At 68.4% G+C, this 17,126-nt stretch carries 14 protein-coding genes; 8 read left to right on the top strand and 6 right to left on the bottom strand.

What is annotated here, in order from left to right:
• The first annotated feature begins 135 nt into the window (after window positions 1-135).
• On the top strand, window positions 136-1,059 hold the full coding sequence (locus CUJ89_RS25390) for an alpha/beta fold hydrolase (protein ID WP_114180124.1): 924 nt from the start codon (window positions 136-138) through the stop codon (window positions 1,057-1,059).
• 84 nt (window positions 1,060-1,143) lie between these two features.
• On the opposite strand, the gene ggt is transcribed toward CUJ89_RS25390, so the two are convergent.
• Window positions 1,144-2,865: a gamma-glutamyltransferase gene (gene ggt / locus CUJ89_RS25395; RefSeq protein ID WP_114180125.1), complete on the bottom strand. Its 1,722-nt coding sequence runs from the start codon at window positions 2,863-2,865 to the stop codon at window positions 1,144-1,146.
• A gap of 398 nt (window positions 2,866-3,263) precedes the next feature.
• Between ggt and CUJ89_RS25400 the strand changes: the two genes are divergently transcribed.
• From CUJ89_RS25400 to CUJ89_RS25410, 3 genes are all read left to right on the top strand, one after another.
• Window positions 3,264-3,788 (top strand): metal-dependent hydrolase, encoded by a 525-nt coding sequence (locus CUJ89_RS25400; RefSeq protein WP_114180126.1) that lies wholly within the window; start codon window positions 3,264-3,266, stop codon window positions 3,786-3,788.
• A gap of 201 nt (window positions 3,789-3,989) precedes the next feature.
• A complete protein-coding gene (locus tag CUJ89_RS25405; protein WP_114180127.1) occupies window positions 3,990-8,444 on the top strand; it encodes a DEAD/DEAH box helicase in 4,455 nt (1,484 codons plus the stop codon).
• Between the two features lie 135 nt (window positions 8,445-8,579).
• Complete coding sequence (locus CUJ89_RS25410) at window positions 8,580-9,854, top strand: APC family permease (RefSeq protein ID WP_114180128.1); 1,275 nt, start codon at window positions 8,580-8,582, stop codon at window positions 9,852-9,854.
• Window positions 9,855-10,031: 177 nt separating this feature from the next.
• On the opposite strand, the gene CUJ89_RS25415 is transcribed toward CUJ89_RS25410, so the two are convergent.
• From CUJ89_RS25415 to CUJ89_RS25430, 4 genes are all read right to left on the bottom strand, one after another.
• The gene (locus CUJ89_RS25415) at window positions 10,032-10,328 is read right to left on the bottom strand and encodes an XRE family transcriptional regulator (RefSeq protein ID WP_011355454.1); all 297 of its coding nucleotides are present in this window, start codon (window positions 10,326-10,328) and stop codon (window positions 10,032-10,034) included.
• 73 nt (window positions 10,329-10,401) lie between these two features.
• Window positions 10,402-10,761, bottom strand: coding sequence for a type II toxin-antitoxin system RelE/ParE family toxin (locus CUJ89_RS25420; RefSeq protein ID WP_114180129.1), 360 nt, complete (start codon window positions 10,759-10,761; stop codon window positions 10,402-10,404).
• A gap of 127 nt (window positions 10,762-10,888) precedes the next feature.
• Window positions 10,889-11,875, bottom strand: a complete 987-nt coding sequence (pcaQ, locus tag CUJ89_RS25425) for a pca operon transcription factor PcaQ (protein ID WP_114180130.1) — start codon at window positions 11,873-11,875, stop codon at window positions 10,889-10,891.
• A gap of 61 nt (window positions 11,876-11,936) precedes the next feature.
• Complete coding sequence (locus CUJ89_RS25430; protein ID WP_114180131.1) at window positions 11,937-12,674, bottom strand: helix-turn-helix domain-containing protein; 738 nt, start codon at window positions 12,672-12,674, stop codon at window positions 11,937-11,939.
• A gap of 121 nt (window positions 12,675-12,795) precedes the next feature.
• On the opposite strand from CUJ89_RS25430, the gene CUJ89_RS25435 reads away from it, so the two are divergent.
• The 3 genes from CUJ89_RS25435 (at window position 12,796) to pcaG (ending at window position 14,939) form a co-directional block, all read left to right on the top strand.
• Window positions 12,796-13,362, top strand: a complete 567-nt coding sequence (locus CUJ89_RS25435; RefSeq protein WP_114180132.1) for a YiiX/YebB-like N1pC/P60 family cysteine hydrolase — start codon at window positions 12,796-12,798, stop codon at window positions 13,360-13,362.
• Window positions 13,363-13,634: 272 nt separating this feature from the next.
• The gene (pcaH, locus tag CUJ89_RS25440; protein WP_114180133.1) at window positions 13,635-14,342 is read left to right on the top strand and encodes a protocatechuate 3,4-dioxygenase subunit beta; all 708 of its coding nucleotides are present in this window, start codon (window positions 13,635-13,637) and stop codon (window positions 14,340-14,342) included.
• A gap of 3 nt (window positions 14,343-14,345) precedes the next feature.
• Window positions 14,346-14,939, top strand: a complete 594-nt coding sequence (pcaG, locus tag CUJ89_RS25445; RefSeq protein ID WP_114180134.1) for a protocatechuate 3,4-dioxygenase subunit alpha — start codon at window positions 14,346-14,348, stop codon at window positions 14,937-14,939.
• A 469-nt stretch (window positions 14,940-15,408) separates the two neighbouring features.
• On the opposite strand, the gene CUJ89_RS25450 is transcribed toward pcaG, so the two are convergent.
• Window positions 15,409-16,188 (bottom strand): AraC family transcriptional regulator, encoded by a 780-nt coding sequence (locus tag CUJ89_RS25450; protein ID WP_114180135.1) that lies wholly within the window; start codon window positions 16,186-16,188, stop codon window positions 15,409-15,411.
• A gap of 142 nt (window positions 16,189-16,330) precedes the next feature.
• Between CUJ89_RS25450 and CUJ89_RS25455 the strand changes: the two genes are divergently transcribed.
• A complete protein-coding gene (locus CUJ89_RS25455) occupies window positions 16,331-17,110 on the top strand; it encodes an alpha/beta fold hydrolase (protein WP_114180136.1) in 780 nt (259 codons plus the stop codon).
• Window positions 17,111-17,126 lie beyond the last annotated feature (16 nt).

Consider the following 17,126-nt stretch of genomic DNA (forward strand, 5'->3'; position numbering starts at 1 on the left):
AATCGCGCGCAGCCGACTTCGCCATTCAGCAGCCGTCGGGTCATTCCTTCGGTTGCAACTTGAAACCTCATGGTCTACGCTTCCATCCAGTTTCAACTTGAAACCAAATGATCCGACTACCCGAAGGAGCGCTCGATGATCCGGTCCGACGCCACGTTCGACGGCACCTTTCCATTCACCCCGCATTTCGACGATGCATCCGGCTTCCGGATGCACTACGTGGACGAAGGCCCGCGCGACGGCGAAACCGTCCTGTGCCTGCATGGCGAACCCACCTGGGGTTATCTGTTCCGCCATCTGGTTGCGGCGTTGAGTCCAACGCATCGCGTCGTCGTCCCCGATCACATGGGGTTCGGCAAAAGCGCAACGCCGCAGGACCGCAGCTACTGGCTACAGGACCATATCGACAACCTCGAGCGTTTCGTACTCGCGCTCGACCTCGATCGCGTGACGCTCGTGATGCACGACTTCGGCGGGCCGGTCGGCATGGGGCTCGCCGCGCGGCATCCGGCCCGCATCCGGCGCATCGTGTCGGCGAACGGCCCGACGCCGTTCGGCCAGCCCGACCTTGTCGAGCGCCTGACCGCGAACGGTCGCGATGCGCCGTGGTTCCAGTGGATCATGCGCACGGCGGCGGACGGTACGCTCGAAACGGTGCTCGGGCAGCTCGGCTTCAACATCCTGAGCACGCTGAAGCTCAACGGCTTCGAGAATCACGCGATCATCACCGACGCGTGGATCGCCGCATACGGTGCGCCGTTCGCGCAACCGGCCGACTGTCTCGGCGCGATCGGATGGGCACGGGGGTTTGCCGCCGGCATGCACCGGTTCGAGGAACCCGATGCGGCGGCGATCCGCACGATACGCGCAACACCCGCGCTCGCGATCTGGGGAGACGCCGATCGAACGCTCGGCGCCGAACACTTCCTGCCGCTCTTTACCGCGCTGTTTCCGTCCGCGCCTGTCGAGCGGCTGGCGGGCGTCGGGCACTACTGCTTCGAGGATGCGCCCGAAGCGGTTGCGGCCCGGATCGCCGGATTCATCCGGACTGCCCCCTGAGCGCGTTCCGCAGCCGGGCCCGAACGCCCGGCTGCGGAACGGCGTGCGCGGCCGCTGTCGCAAACGCGCACGCGTCACTTCACGTCAGTGGATGATCCGCGTCACGCCACGTCCGCGCGGGTCGGCCATCGCCTCCGGCGTCTTGCCGTCGATCTTGATCACCTGGATGTCGCCGCTGAAGTCCTGGCCCTTCAGCGTATAGCCGCGCGCCTCGATCTGCTTCGCGAGTTCGCCTTCGATCGGGTGGTACGGCTCCCAGAAGATCGTGTTCGGCGGCAGCAGCTGGTGATGGAAGCGCATCGCGCCGACCGCTTCCTTCAACGGCATCTTGAAGTCGTAGATGTTGTTGATCACCTGGAAGATCGACGTGAAGATCCGCGAGCCGCCCGGCGTGCCGATCACGAGCGACACCTTGCCGTCCCGGGTCATGATCGTCGGCGACATCGACGACAGCGGGCGCTTCTTCGGTTCGATCGCGTTCGCGTCGCTGCCGACCACGCCGAACATGTTCGCGACGCCCGGCTTCGCGGAGAAGTCGTCCATCTCGTCGTTCAGCACGATGCCCGTGCCGTCGGCGACCACGCCCGAGCCGAAATAGCCGTTGATCGTGTACGTGTTCGACACCGCGTTGCCCCACTTGTCGACCACCGAGAAGTGCGTCGTTTCCGCCTTCTCCGGCATCGTCGTGCCGAGGCCCGGCTGCACGCTCTTCGTGTCCGACGGCTCCTTCGGGTTGACTTCGGCGGCGCGCTTCGCGATGTACGCGTCGGCGGTCAGCTGCGCGATCGGCACCTTGTAGAAGTCGGGATCGCCGAGATACTGCGCGCGATCGGCGAACACGCGCTTCTCGATTTCCGCGACGAGGTGGACATATTGCGGCGAGTTGAGCTTCACGCCCTCGAAGTCCTGCTTGAGGTCGGCCTTCATCTTCAGCAGCTGCACGAGGCCGATGCCGCCCGAGCTCGGGGGCGGCGCGGTGATCACGTCATAGCCGTTCCACTTCGCCTGCACCGGCTGGCGCCACACCGCGCGGTATTGCGCGAGATCCTCGGTGGTGATCAGCCCGTTGCCGTCGCCGGTCTTCATCGACGCGGCGATCAGCTCGGCCGTCTTGCCCTTGTAGAAACCCTCCGCGCCATCGTTCGAGATCCGCGTGAGCACGTCGGCGAGGTCGGGCTGCTTGAAGTTCGCGCCGGCCTTCAACCCGGAGAAGTGCTTGTCGAAGTTGGTCTTGCCGCCGAACTCCTTCGACGCGTCGACGCCGCGCTGCGCCAGTTGTTCGTCGACGACGAAGCCGTCGCGCGCATAGTGGATCGCCGGCGCAAGCACCTGCTTCCACTTCAGCTTGCCGAAGCGCTTCTGCGCTTCCCACATGCCCGCGACCGTGCCCGGCACGCCCACCGCGCGCGGGCCATACAGGCTCATGCCCTTGACGACGTTGCCGTCCTTGTCGAGGTACATGTCCTTCGTCGCGGCGAGCGGCGCGCGCTCGCGGTAGTCGATGAAGTACGGCTTGCCGTCCTTGTAGATCGTCATGAAGCCGCCGCCGCCGATGTTGCCGGCTTCGGGGTACGTGACGGCGAGCGTGAATGCGATCGCGACGGCCGCGTCGATCGCGTTGCCGCCTTCCTTGAAGATCCGCTCCGCGGCATCCGCGCTGTACTTGTCGGCCACCGCGACCGCCGAGCTCGTCAGGACCGCCGGCTGCGGACCTTTCGCATAGACGGGTGCGTTCGGCAGGAAACCGATGCCGGCCACCGTCGCAAGCACGACGGCGGATGATTTGAAGCGATTCAGCGTAGTCATTGCATGTCCCCCATGTGGATCTCCTTCAGGCAGGAAAAGCACCTGATCCGCTTACAGCCGCTGGCGCGCCGACGGCCATATGCCGATTTCGTAGTATAGGGGGACAAAAAGGGTCGAACACGCGGCACGCCACGAATGCGTGCCGGTTATGTAGCCCGGTCACGCGGCGGTGCCGAAGCACGCACGCGGATCGGTCGAAATTGCATGCCGCACGCGTCATCGCGCAATGCACAAATCGGAAAGTTGCAAACTGCGCTGCCTGCAACGCAGCATACGCAAAAAATCTGCGGACGAACCACCCGCTGCGCAGGCCGATCTGAGAAGATAGCGCCCCGCTTTCGCGCCGCATCATTTTCTTTCGATCACGCGCTGCTTCACGTTTTTTCGTCTCGCTCCCTATGGCATCACACAACGCGCATCATGCGTCCGGCTTCGCGGCCGGCGTCGCCGCCGCCGTCCTCGTTGCGCAGACCGGCGCCACGGGCCCGTGGCACGCGGGCCTGCTCGCCGCGTTCGCGGCCGGCGTCGCGGGCGGCACCGCGCCCGACTGGCTCGAAGTCGCATGGTGGAGCCGCAAGCGCCGCCTGTGGATCACGCACCGCACCGTCACGCACTGGGGCATCGGCTGGATCGCGCTGCTCGCGCTCGGGTGGCACGGGCTCATCCACCATCCGCATCCACTGTGGGCCGCGCCGCTGTTCGGCTTCGCGTGCGGCGGCGTGATGCACCTGCTCGCCGACTGGCCGAACCCGCTCGGCGTGCCGTGGATCTGGCGGCGTCACTCGCTCAACCTCTGGAACAGCGGGCATTGCGACCTGATCGTGGTGGCCGCCGCATGGGGCGGCACGCTGTGGCTCGCGCAGTCGTTGTGGGCACGCGCGCCGCTGCTCGAACACTGGCTCGGCTGGCTGCATCGCGTGTAGTTGCAATTCGACGCAATTCGACGCGCTATCGCCGTGCCGGCGCGCACGCAACTTTCCGTCCGTTGAAAGTGCGGTGCAGGCCCCCATCTCGATCTGAAGCGTCGTCGCGCGTGCCCGGCACGCACGCGCGACGTCTGGCACACTGACGATTCGATTCGCGCGCGATGCGTCCGCACGCTCGCACCCCATTTCAACGCTCCGATGGACGTCACAGCTACCCGCCCTGCCGCCAGTGCGCTCGACGTGTTCCACCCGGCCGTCGCCGCGTGGTTCCGGCGTACGTTCGCCGCGCCGACCGGCGCGCAGGCGCTCGCGTGGCCGCACATCAAGGCCGGCCGCTCGACGCTCGTCGCCGCGCCGACCGGCTCCGGCAAGACGCTCACCGCGTTCCTGTGCGCGCTGGACGATCTGGTGCACGATGCGCTGTCGCACGACGGCACGCTTCCCGACACGACGCTCGTCGTCTATGTGTCGCCGTTGAAGGCGCTGTCGAACGACATCCACGTGAACCTCGACGCTCCGCTCGCCGGCATCGCCGAATCGCTCGCGCAACTCGGCCTGCCGGTACCGGCGATCCGCACCGCCGTGCGCACCGGCGACACGACGCAAGCCGAGCGTGCCGCGCTGCGCAAGCGCGCGCCGCACATCCTCGTGACGACGCCCGAATCGCTGTACGTGCTGCTGTCGTCCACATCGGGGCGACAGATGCTGTCGAACGTGCGCTCGGTCATCGTCGACGAAATCCACGCGCTCGCGTCGTCCAAGCGCGGCAGCCATCTCGCGCTGTCGCTCGAACGTCTCGACGCGCTGGCCGGTCACGCGCTGCCGCGCATCGGGCTGTCGGCGACGCAAAAGCCGATCGACGCGGTCGCGCGTTTCCTGGTCGGCGGCCCGGCCGACGCGCCGCGCGACTGCACGATCGTCGACACGGGCCACACGCGCGAGCGCGACCTCGCGCTCGAACTGCCGAACGTGCCGCTCGAGCCCGTGATGGCGACCGACGTGTGGGAACAGGTGTACGACCGGATCGCGGGGCTCGCGGCCGTGCATCGCACGACGCTGGTGTTCGTCAACACGCGGCGCACCGCCGAGCGCATGGCGCGCCATCTCGCCGATCGGCTCGGCAAGGAAGCGATCGCCGCGCATCATGGCAGTCTCGCGAAAGAGCACCGCTTCGATGCCGAGCAGCGCCTGAAGCGCGGCGAACTGAAGCTGCTCGTCGCGACCGCGTCGCTCGAGCTCGGCATCGATATCGGCGACGTCGATCTCGTCTGCCAGATCGGTTCGCCGCGCGGAATCGCGCCGTTCCTGCAGCGCGTCGGCCGCTCCGGGCACCATGTCGGCGGCGTGCCGAAGGGCCGGCTGTTCCCGCTGTCGCGCGACGAACTCGTCGAATGCGCGGCGCTGCTCGATTGCGTGCAACGCGGCGAACTCGACGCGTTGCGGATTCCCGAAGCGCCGCTCGACGTGCTCGCGCAGCAGATCGTCGCCGAAGTCGCGTGCGCGGAATGGCAGGAAGACGCGCTGTACGCGAGCTTCACGCGCGCGGCGCCGTACGCGCGCCTGACGCGCGAGCGCTTCGACGAAGTGATGAAGATGCTCGCCGAAGGCTTCACGAGCCGCCGCGGCGTGCGTGGCGCGTACCTGCATCGCGACGTGGTCGGCGGCACGGTGCGCGGGCGCCGCAACGCGATGATGACCGCGACGACGTCGGGCGGCACGATCCCCGACATGGCCGACTATGCGGTGCTGCTCGAACCGCAGGGCATCCAGGTCGGCACCGTCAACGAGGATTTCGCGATCGAGAGCCTTGCCGGCGACGTGTTCCAGCTGGGCAACCAGTCGTACCGGATCATTCGCGTGGAAACGGGCCGCGTGCGCGTCGAGGACGCGCAGGGCCAGTCGCCGAACATTCCGTTCTGGCTCGGCGAGGCGCCGGGGCGCAGCGACGAGCTGTCGGCGGCGGTCGGCCGGCTGCGCGCGCGGCTCGACGGGCTGTTCGCCGACGGCGACCGGCAGGCCGATGCCGGCGGGCGCAAGCGCGCGGGCGGTCACGCCGCGAGCCAGGCAGCTGCCAAAGCGACAACCGCAACAGGCACCGCTATCGCCCCCGCCGAAAGCCGCCTCGCGCCGGCATTGCGCTGGCTCGTCGACGATCTCCGCCTGTCGCCCGACGCCGCGCGCCAGATCGCCGACTACCTGGCACGCACGCGCGCCGCGCTCGGCGCGCTGCCGACGCAGGACACGCTCGTGATGGAGCGTTTCTTCGACGAATCGGGCGGCACGCAGCTCGTGATCCATTCGCCGTTCGGCAGCCGCATCAACCGCGCGTGGGGGCTCGCGCTGCGCAAGCGCTTCTGCCGCAGTTTCAACTTCGAGCTGCAGGCCGCCGCGACCGACGACGCGATCATCCTGTCGCTGTCGCTCGCGCACAGCTTCGCGCTCGACGAAGTGTGGCGCTACCTGCGCTCGACCAGCGCCGAGCACGTGCTGGTCCAGGCACTGCTCGACGCGCCGCTGTTCGGCGTGCGCTGGCGCTGGAACGCGACCACCGCGCTCGCGCTACCGCGCTTCACGGGCGGCAAGCGCACCGCGCCGCAACTGCAGCGGATGAAGAGCGAGGATCTGCTCGCGACCGTCTTTCCGGATCAGGTCGCGTGCCTCGAGAACATCGTCGGCGAGCGCGAGATACCGCACCATCCGCTCGTCGACCAGACGCTCGACGACTGCCTGCACGACGCGATGGACACCGACGGCTGGCTCGCGCTGCTGCGCCGGATCGAAAGCGGCGCGATCGAGCTCGTCGCGCGCGACCTGCCCGCGCCGTCGCCGCTCGCGGCCGAGATCCTGAACGCGAAACCCTATGCGTTCCTCGACGATGCACCGCTCGAGGAGCGCCGCACGCAGGCCGTGCAGTCGCGCCGCTGGAGCGATCCCGAATCGACCGACGATCTCGGCGCGCTCGATGCCGACGCGATCGACGCGGTGCGCGACGAAGCATGGCCGCTCGTGCGCGACGCCGACGAAATGCACGACGCGCTGCTGACGCTCGCGTGCGTCGCCGACAGCGAAGCACACGCACACGAAGGCTGGCCCGACCGGCTCGCGGAACTCGCGGAACGCCGCCGCGCGACGAAACTCGTCGCGCCGGGCGGCGCCGCGCTGTGGGTGCCGGTCGAACGGCTCGTGTGCATGCGCGCGTTGCACCCCGACGCGCGCACCGCGCCGGCGCTCAAGGTACCGGCCGCCTGCGCGCAACCGTGGGAAGCGGATGCCGCGCTCGTCGACGTGATCCGCGCACGGCTCACCGGCTTCGGGCCGCTTGCGCTCGACGCGATCGCGACGCCGCTCGGCCTGCCGCCTGCGGCGATCGCGACGGCACTCGCGGCGCTGGAGCGCGAAGGCTATGTCATGCGCGGCCGGTTCACGCCGGGCGCGACGACGGACGAATGGTGCGAACGCCACTTGCTCGCCCGTATTCATCGCTATACGGTGAAGCGGCTGCGCCGCGAGATCGAACCGGTCGAGCGCGCCGATTTCATGCGCTTCCTGTTCCACTGGCAACACCTGACGCCCGACACGCGCGGCGCGGGCCGCGACGCACTCGCGGCCGTGGTCGAACAACTCGAAGGCTACGAGGCCGCGGCGAGCGCATGGGAAGACGCGCTGCTGCCCGCGCGGCTCACCGACTACATGGCGGGCGGCCTCGACGAGCTGTGCCGCTCGGGCAAGCTCGTGTGGACGCGTATCGGCGCGCCGGCGCGCGCGGCCGGCACGCCCGTGAAGACGACGCCGATCGTGCTGCTGCCGCGCCGCCATCTCGCCGCCTGGCAGGCGTTGCGCGACCCCGACGCGCAGCCGGCGCTGTCCGCGCGGGCCACGCAGGTGCGCGACACCCTCGTCGCGCACGGCGCGATGTTCTTCGATGCGTTGCTCGACGACCTGCACATGCTGCCCGTCGAACTCGAACAGGCGCTCGGCGAGCTCGTGTCGGCCGGCCTCGTGAATGCGGACAGCTACGCGGGCCTGCGCGCGCTGCTGAAGCCGGCCGTCAAGCGCAGCGCGACCTATGCGCCGCGCACGCGACGCGGCGGCGCGCTGATCGGCGGGATGGACGACGCGGGCCGCTGGGCGCTCGTGCAGCGCCAGGCACCGTCGAACGATGCGCCGGCGCCGAAACGCGGCCCGGCCGCGACCGATCCCGACGCGCTCGAACATATCGCGTGGACGCTGCTGCGCCGCTATGGCGTCGTGTTCTGGCGGCTGCTCGAACGCGAGGCCGACTGGCTGCCGAGCTGGCGCGAGCTCGTGCGCGTGCTGCAGCGCCTCGAAGCGCGCGGCGAGATTCGCGGCGGACGCTTCGTCGCCGGGCTCGCGGGCGAGCAGTTCGCGCTGCCCGAGGCGATCCCGATCCTGCGCGAACTGCGGCGGCAACCGGACGACGGACAATACGTATGCGTGACGGGCGCCGACCCGCTGAATCTGGCCGGCACGCTGCTGCCCGGCGACAAGGTGCCGGCGCTGGCCGGCAATCGCGTGCTGTTCCGCGACGGCATGCCCGTTGCGTCGCTCGTGTCGGGGTCGTTCCACTACGCCCCCGAACTGTCGCCCGCCACGCGCGAGGATGCGCGCCTGCGGCTCGCGCGCTACTGCTGACACCGACTGACACGCGGCGCAGCGCAGACTACTGATCGCCGCGCCGCGCTGTCGCCATCGTTCGGGTAGCATCCAACGATTTACCGCGCGGGCTCCCGCGCCCGAACAAAACAAGACTTCCGGAGACTGCCGCCGATGCCCTCGCATGCCGACTCGCCCGCCGCCCATCACGCGGGCTCGCTGACGATTTTCCAGGGTGCCGCGCTGTATATCGGTGCGGTGCTCGGCACCGGCGTGATCGCGTTGCCGGCGCTGGCCGCCGAGGTCGCGGGCCCGGCATCGCTGCTCGCGTGGGCCGCGCTCGTCGTGCTGTCCGGGCCGCTCGCGGCCACCTTCGCCGCACTCGGTGCGCGTTATCCCGACGCGGGCGGCGTATCGACCTATGCGCGGCGCGCATTCGGGCCGAAAGCGGCGGCGATCGTCGGCTGGTGCTTCTACTTCGCGGTGCCGGCCGGCGCGCCGGCCGCCGCGATGTTCGGCGGCGCATACGTCGCGGCCGTCACGGGCGGCGGGCACACGACGGTCATCGTCACGGCGGCCGCGCTGATCGCGGCCGTATCGGCCGCGAATGCATTCGGCGTTACCGTTTCAGGTCGCATGCAGCTCGTGTTATCAGCGCTGCTCGTCACGCTGCTGCTCGCCGCGGTGCTCGCCTCCGCGCCGCATGCGCGCACCGCGAACCTGCATCCGTTCGCGCCGCACGGCTGGCTCGCGGTCGGCCAGGCTGCCGCGCTGCTCGTGTGGAGCTTCGCGGGCTGGGAAGCGATCACGCATCTCGCGGCCGAATTCCGCCGGCCCGCGCACGACATGCCGCGCTCGGCCGGCATCGCGGTCGTGGTCGTCGGGTTTCTGTATCTGTCGGTCGCCGCCGCGAGCGTGACGGTGCTCGGGCCGTCCGCGGGCGTATCGGGCGCGCCGCTCGCCGAACTGATCGCCGGCGGCATCGGTGGTCATGCGCAGGTGCTGGCCGCCGCGGCCGCGCTGCTGCTCACGCTCGGCACGATGAACGCGTATTTCGCGGGCGCGGCCAAGCTCGGCGCGGCGCTCGGGCGCGACGGCGCACTGCCTGCGTGGCTCGCGCAAGGCAGCCAGGTCGGCGGCGTCCCGCGCCGCAGCCTCGGCGTGATCGCCGTGCTCGCGGCCGTCGCGCTGGCCGCGACGACGATCTCGGACGTCGGACCGAAACCGCTTGTGCTCGTGACGTCCGGGTGTTTCGTGATGGTGTACGGGCTCGGCGCGGCCGCCGCGCTGAAATTGCTGCCGCGCGGCGGCATCGCTTACCGCTGCGCATGGATTTCGCTGGTCGCGGTCGCCGGGCTGTTCCTGACGACCGGATGGTATTTGCTGTGCCCGCTGTTGCTTGCAGGTGGTGCGCTGCTTTATCTGCAGGTAACCGGGCCGCGCAAATAACCCGGCACGTGCGCGTGGGCTGACGCCCCCGCCCGCTCGCGGCGATGCGTCGCCGAATCGCAGGCCGAATCGCAGGCCGAATCGCAGGCCGTATCGCAGCAGAACGCCGGCCAATTCGCGGCGCGCATCACGCGGACGACCGCGGCAATCCGGCCGCGCGCCGTTGCTTCACACCGGTCAGGCCGGCACCAGCTCGAAGCTGAGTCGTTTGCCGAGCGCGGCGGCCGCGCTCGCGAGTGTCGCCAGCGTGAGGCTCGTGTCGGTTTCGTCGAGCAGCCGGTTGAGCGCGGCACGGCTGGTTTTCATCCGTGCGGCCATCGCGGTTTTCGTGATGTGCTGCGCCTTCATTTCCTGCCCGATCTGCCACGCGATCACGCGCTTGATCGCGGTGGCGGTGGCCGCTTCGAGATTGCCGTCCTCTTCGAGGAAGGTATCGAAGTCGCTGCCGATATGCGGGTTGTTCGTGGTCGTCATGTCGTACTCCAGTGCATGGCGTTGCCGGCGGCCCGACCGTCGGAGACGGTGCGTTCCGGCGCAACCGGGAAATTCAGATGGCGTGCGTCAGCGCTTTCAGGCGCGCGACGGTGACGTCGAGATCGTCCGACGGCGTGGCCCGCGACTGCTTGAAGAAGCCGTGCAGCAGGACCATCGTGTCGCCGACGACCGTGAACAGCACGCGGGCGCTTCGCCCCGGCAGCATCACGCGGATCTCCCACAGATCCTTCGCCATCTTCCGGACCAGCGGCATGCCGAGCGGCCAGCCGAGTTGAACGGTCTTGATCTCTTCGCCGATCACTCTTCGCTCCGCTTGCCCGAGCGCCCTGAGCCATTCGCGCACCGGCTCGTTGCCACGGGCCGTCCGGAAGAACCGGACGCCGAGCGTGACCTGAATCTGCTGTCTCGCCATCGTCTTGTCACCAATCGTACCAAAAACGATACGATATGCCAAGGACCACGAGGTCCGCTACTGACCGAATGGCCAATCCACCAGCAGGGAAAGGGATTGAGCCGGGCTTGCCGCCCGGCCCGATAGATCAACGATCGCCGCGAGCCGGCTTGCGCGCGGCGCGTGGCGTCCGGTGCGGGCGCGTGTCGCCGAACCGCGACCGCGCGATGTCGCGCACGGCATCGATCAGCGTCCGCGCGACCGGCGACGGCTGCGCATCGGTGCGCAGGACGAGCCCGACCGGTTCGTCGGTGCCCGCGGACGGCAGCGGCAGGCGCGCCAGCGCACCGGCCGACAGATCGTATTCGGCCGCATAGAGCGGCACGAACCAGACCGCGTCGTTCTCGAGCGCCAGCGCGCGCGCGACCGATACCGACAGCACTTCGATGAACGAATCCAGCGGCGGCACGCCGCATGCGCCGAGCAGTTGCTCGGCCGACTGGCGGATCAGCGTGCCGAACGGCGGCAGCACGACCGGATAGCGCGCGAGCTCGGTGGCCGGCGCCGCGCTCGCCAGCAGCGGATGCCCGGCGCGCACGACCGCAACGAGCGGCTCGTTGTACAACTGCTCGAACGCGAGCCCGATCATCCGCTCCGGCTCCGACAGCCGCCCGATCGCGCATTCGATCGCGCCGGACTTCAGGCGCTCGAGCAGGTCGGCGTTCGCAGCCGTCGCGATCCGTACGACGATGCGCGGCCAGCGGGCGGCCAGTGCCTTCATCAACGCGGGTGCGAGCGATGCCGCGACGGTCGGCAGCATGCCGATTTCCAGCGTCGCGGCGGCGGCCCCGCCCTCGCGCGCGAGCAGCCCGACGCCCTGCCGCAGCGCCAGCACGCACGCGTTCGCGTGCGGCATGAACAACTGCGCTTCGCGGGTCGGCTGCGCGCCCTGCCGGCCGCGCTCGAACAGTTTCACGCCGAGGATCGCCTCCAGTTCGGCGATCGTCTTCGAGACGGCCGGCTGCGTGATCGACAGGCTTTCGGCCGCCTTCTGCACGCCGCCCAACTGCGCGACCGCGAGAAAACACTGCAGGTGCCGGAACTTGACGCGACCGTCGGCGATACGATTATTCATAACGGGCGGTTATGCGAGTGTCGATGAAATGCCATTTTGCATAACTTTCCGGATTCCCGCGTCACACATCGCGCCGCAACGCGTGGAAACCCGTCGGCTCCCAGACCCGCTTCGCGATCAACAGCCCCGTCCCGCGCTTCTGCCCGAGCGGTGCGGACGACGATTCCGCGTGCAGCGCAGCCGCCTTGCTGCGCAGCCGGCGCAACTCCAGTTCGAGTTCCGCGGCGGCGGCTTCCGTCAGCATCCCCTGCGAAAACGTCATCGTTTCTCCCGGCCCGTCGAAACGGCTGTCGAGAAAATCGCCAAGCGCATGTTCGTGGAAATAACGGCGAATCGGCCCGCCCGGCAGCCAGTCGAAATCGCGCGCGACGCGCAGGCGAATCCGGTCGCCCGGCAGCAGCGCAACGACGTTCATCCGGTCGAGCATCAGCAGGTATTTCACGCACTCGGCCTTCGTCACGCGATAGGCCGACACGATGTCCTGCACGGTCCAGTAATTGATCGCGCAAACGGCGACGAGCAGCAGCTTCTCGTCCGACACGAGCAGCGCCTCCTGCGGCTCGGTCAGCACGCGCAGCCGCGGCGCCGACGCGGACGCCTCCTGCACGAGCTCGGCCAGCGTGTAGCCGAGCAATTGCGCGATCTCGACGATGCGCTCCAGCGTGAAGCGGCCGCTCGCGAACAGCCGCTTCACGCTGGTCTCGGACACGTCGAGTGCACCCGCGACATCGCGGTAGGTCATTCCCTGCGCCTTCAACTGGCGCTTCAGCGTTTCGATGAGTTGGGCGGTCTCGGTCATTTTGGTATCGAAAAATGATGCTCAAGGTCAGATATTAGGCTACCAGCACATGCAGATGAACACTTTCGGATACTTGTCTGCATAATCCGCTCCGTCCTGTCCACACAACGACGGAGCCGAAATGGCCCCCCGAACCGAAGCCGCCGCCTACGAACCGCACCACACCGCACCGCGCGATGCACGCGATACGGATCGCACGATGCCGCTCGCGACCGTTCGCACGCTGGCCGCCGGCGCGCATGTCGGCGATCTGGTGTTCATCCGCGTGATTGCGCATGCGCCGCGCGACGCGGCGGGCCCGGCGGGCGCGTGGGCCAATCGCTTCGGCATCGTCGTCGATACGTCGGGCGACGAACCCGTGATCGCCGAGCCCGCGTTTGCGTGGACGAAGCTCACGCCGCTGTCGCGCTTCGTCACCCGTACCGACGGCGGACGCATCGCGCTGGCGCGCCGCGTCGCGGCACCGACCGTCGACGCGCAGCGCCAGGTTCAGGCGACGGCCGAACAGCGGATCGACGCACTGCTCGGCAACCGCTTCAACCTGCGGGCGCGGCGCGGGTTCTGCGCGCAGTACGTGAGCGACGTGCTCGGCGCCGATCGGGCCGCGACACCGGCCGCCCTGCTGCGCAGCGGCACGCTGTCGCTCGAATTCGACGGGATCGTGTTCGATCCTGGCCGTCAGTCATAACGGGCGCTCAGGGAGACCGGATAACAACAAGAACAAACGACAAAAAAGCAGCGACGGGCTGGCTGGAGGGCCGTGCACGGGGTCGTCACCGACGACGCGAAGCCCGATCGCTTTCTCCGCCGGACAGGCATCCTGTCCGGCGGAATTTTCATTGGTGAGATGAACATAACGAACGGTTATACGTCTCGCGAAAAAAGGTCATTTTGCATAACTTTCCGGATTGGCTAAAGTCGTGCCATCCAGTTCGCGAAATACCTATCAGGAGACGCCCGATGGATTCCCCCACGATCCTCACCCCGCGCGACTGGCCGTCGCATCCGGCCTATGTCCACCCCGAGTACCGTTCGTCCGTGAAGCGCGGCCCGACCCGCCCGTTGATCCCGCTGAAGGACAAGCTGCGCGACCAGTACGCGCCCGTCTACGGCGCTGAGGATCTCGGCGCGCTCGACCACGACCTGACGAAGAACGCCGTGAAGAACGGCGAGCCGCTCGGCGAGCGCATCGTCGTCACGGGCCGCGTGCTCGACGAAGGCGGCAAGCCCGTGCGCAACACGCTCGTCGAGGTGTGGCAGGCGAACGCGGCCGGCCGCTATGTGCACAAGGTCGATCAGCACGACGCGCCGCTCGACCCGAACTTCCTCGGCGCGGGGCGCTGCATGACCGACGACAAAGGCTGCTACCGCTTCCTGACGATCAAGCCCGGCGCGTATCCGTGGGGCAACCATCCGAACGCGTGGCGCCCAAATCACATCCACTTCTCGCTGTTCGGCGACTACTTCGGCTCGCGTCTCGTCACGCAGATGTACTTCCCCGGCGACCCGCTGCTCGCGTACGACCCGATCTTCCAGGGCACGCCCGAGGCCGCGCGCGATCGCCTGGTCTCGCGCTTCTCGATGGACATCACCGAAGAAGGCTATGCGCTCGGCTACGAATTCGACATCGTGCTGCGCGGCCGCGACGCTACCCCGATGGAGCGCTGAACCATGACGACGCTGAAGCAAACCCCTTCGCAGACGGTCGGCCCGTACTTCGCATACGGCCTGTGCCCGCAGCAATACGACTACGACCTGAAGAGCCTGTTCACGCCGACGATCGCCGCGACGCACGTCGAAGGCGAGCATGTGCTGCTGGTCGGGCAGGTGTTCGACGGCGACGGCAAGGTCGTCAACGACGCGGTGCTCGAATTCACGCAGGTGGACGGCGCGGGCCGCTACCCCGCGTCGCGCGACGACATCGCGAAATCCGGCTTCACGGGCTTCGCGCGGGTCGGCACGGGCACCGATGCGCAGCACCGCTTCGTCGTCGAAACGGTGAAGCCGGGCCGCATCGCCGCCGACGACGCGCCGCACATCAATGTGACCGTGATGATGCGCGGGATCCTCACCCATGCGTTCACGCGCGTGTACTTCGATGACGAAGCCGCCGCGAACGCGGCCGACCCCGTGCTCAACGCGGTGCCGGCCGAGCGCCGCGCGACGCTCGTCGCGAAACGCGACGCGCAGCCGGGCCGTCCGATCGTCTACCGCTTCGACATCCGCATGCAGGGGCCGGACGAAACGGTGTTCTTCGACGTGTGACGCACGCGCCGGCGCACGCCGGTTTCGGATGCAACCGCACCGCCGCGTGACGCGATACCGACAGGGATCGCGCCACGCGGCTTTTTTTTCGTGTTCCGTTGCAATCATTCGATGCTGCGCCGCATCGCGCCTGGGCACGGTTGCCGATGCCTATTGTCCGGGGCTTCTTCCCCCACATCGAACGCGCGATTGAAACGCATGCTGCGACAGCACATCAATCGTCGGGCCAGCACGATATCGTTTGCGCGTTATGCGGCGTATGCTCCGTTATCCGCTACGATCCGACATGATTACATCGGAATAGGCAACAATTCCGCAAGCAACGCGCGACACCGCCCGCTGGCGGTGCGCGCATTTTTTCTGACCGAGTGCCTTTAAACGCGTCTGACCGAATGTGGCAGGCGCGTATTTTTTTGCCGCTTCGACGAGCGAACGAGCGTGGCACGCGCCGCCCGCCGATTCCTTTCGGCTAGCGCCGAATTTCCAGATACCGGCTCGGCGTTTCACCCAGAATGCGGCGAAACGCCGACGTGAACGCGCTTGCGCTCGCGTACCCGAGATCGAGCGCGACACGTGTCACCGGCTGCCCGTCGCTCAGGCGGGCAATCGCCGCGAGCATGCACACCTGCTGACGCCACGCGGCAAAACTCACGCCCGTCTGCGCACGGAACTGCCGCGTGAACGTGCGCCGGCTCACGCCCGCGTCGGCGGCCACCTGGTCGAGATCGGCCGCGATCGACGGCGACGCGAACAGGTGCCGGCACACCTTCGCCAGCCGTGCGTCGGCCGGCAGCGGCGCATGCAGCGACAGACGCGGCATCGTCGCGATTTCCGCGATCAGCAGCGCCATCAGCTTGCCCGCGCGGCCGTCGACGTCGTACAGGGCCGGCAGGTCGATCGCATCGTCGATCAAGTGCCGCAGCAGCGCGGACACGCCATACACGCCGCACTGCCCGGGCAGGCCCGCCGCCTGCGCGGCGTCGCCGGACACGAACGTGTTGAGCATCGTGACCGGCCCGGTCATCGTCATTGCGTGCCGCACGCCGGCCGGCACCCAGCACGCACGCTGCGGCGGCACCAGCCATCGCCCGTGCGGCGTCGACACGCTGATCGTGCCACGCGACGCGAACGCGAATTGCCCGCGCCCGTGCGCGTGCTCCGGAAACGTCGTGCCCGCCGCAAAGTCGTTGGCGGTCACGACCACGCTCCGGGGAAGGTGTTCGTAGGGATCTAACAGCGTATTTCTCACGGCCCGAATTCCATCATCAATGACCCGACATCGAAGGCGGGTCTCCTTCGATCGATCTACGATCCGCTCCACCCTTGCGCGACCTGACGGCCGCAAGACCCGTCGGCCTGATCGGCCGGATTGCAACATCATCGGAGCGGACATGCCGAATACGTTTTATCGCGTGGGGGACGGCCCCCACCCTGTTCTCGTGCTGCACGGCTGGTTCGGCGACGCCCGCGCGTTCGAACCCGTCGAAGCGTGGCTGTCGCGCGAACGCTTCAGCTATGTATTCATGGACTACCGCGGCTACGGCCGCATGCGCGAAGCACGCGGCGACTACACGATCGACGAGATCGCCGCCGACACGCTCGCGCTTGCCGACGCGCTCGACTTCCCGACCTTCAGCCTTGTCGGCCATTCGATGGGCGGCATGGCGATCGAGAGGATCGCCGCCGTCGCGCCCGAACGCGTGCGCGCGCTGGTGCCGATCGCGCCCGTGCCTTGCGGCGGCCTGCCGTTCGACGCGGCGCGACGCGCGCTATTCGAGCGCGCCGCCGACCACGTCGCCGATCGCAGGACCATCATCGATCGCAGCACCGGCGGCCGGCTGCCCGCCGCCTGGGTCGAGTGGAAAGCCGCGTATTCGGCAGCCTGTTCGTCCGCGCATGCGTTCGGCGCGTACTTCCGCGCGTGGGCCGATACGGATTTCAGCGACGAGATCGCGGGCGTGCATCCGGTGAAAGTGCTGATCGGCGAGCACGATCCGGCGTTCGACGCGGCGCTGATGGCCCGCACCTACCTGCGGCGCTATCCGCTCGCCACCGTCGACGTGCTGCGCAATGCGGGCCACTATCCGATGAACGAGACGCCGCTCGCGCTGGTCGCGGCGATGGAAGCGTTCCTGCCCGCCGCGACGGCAAGCCCCGTCGGCAACGGCTGACCCGTCGCGCGCAAGC

This window comes from Burkholderia pyrrocinia, from assembly GCF_003330765.1.
Taxonomy (GTDB): Bacteria; Pseudomonadota; Gammaproteobacteria; order Burkholderiales; family Burkholderiaceae; genus Burkholderia; species Burkholderia pyrrocinia_B.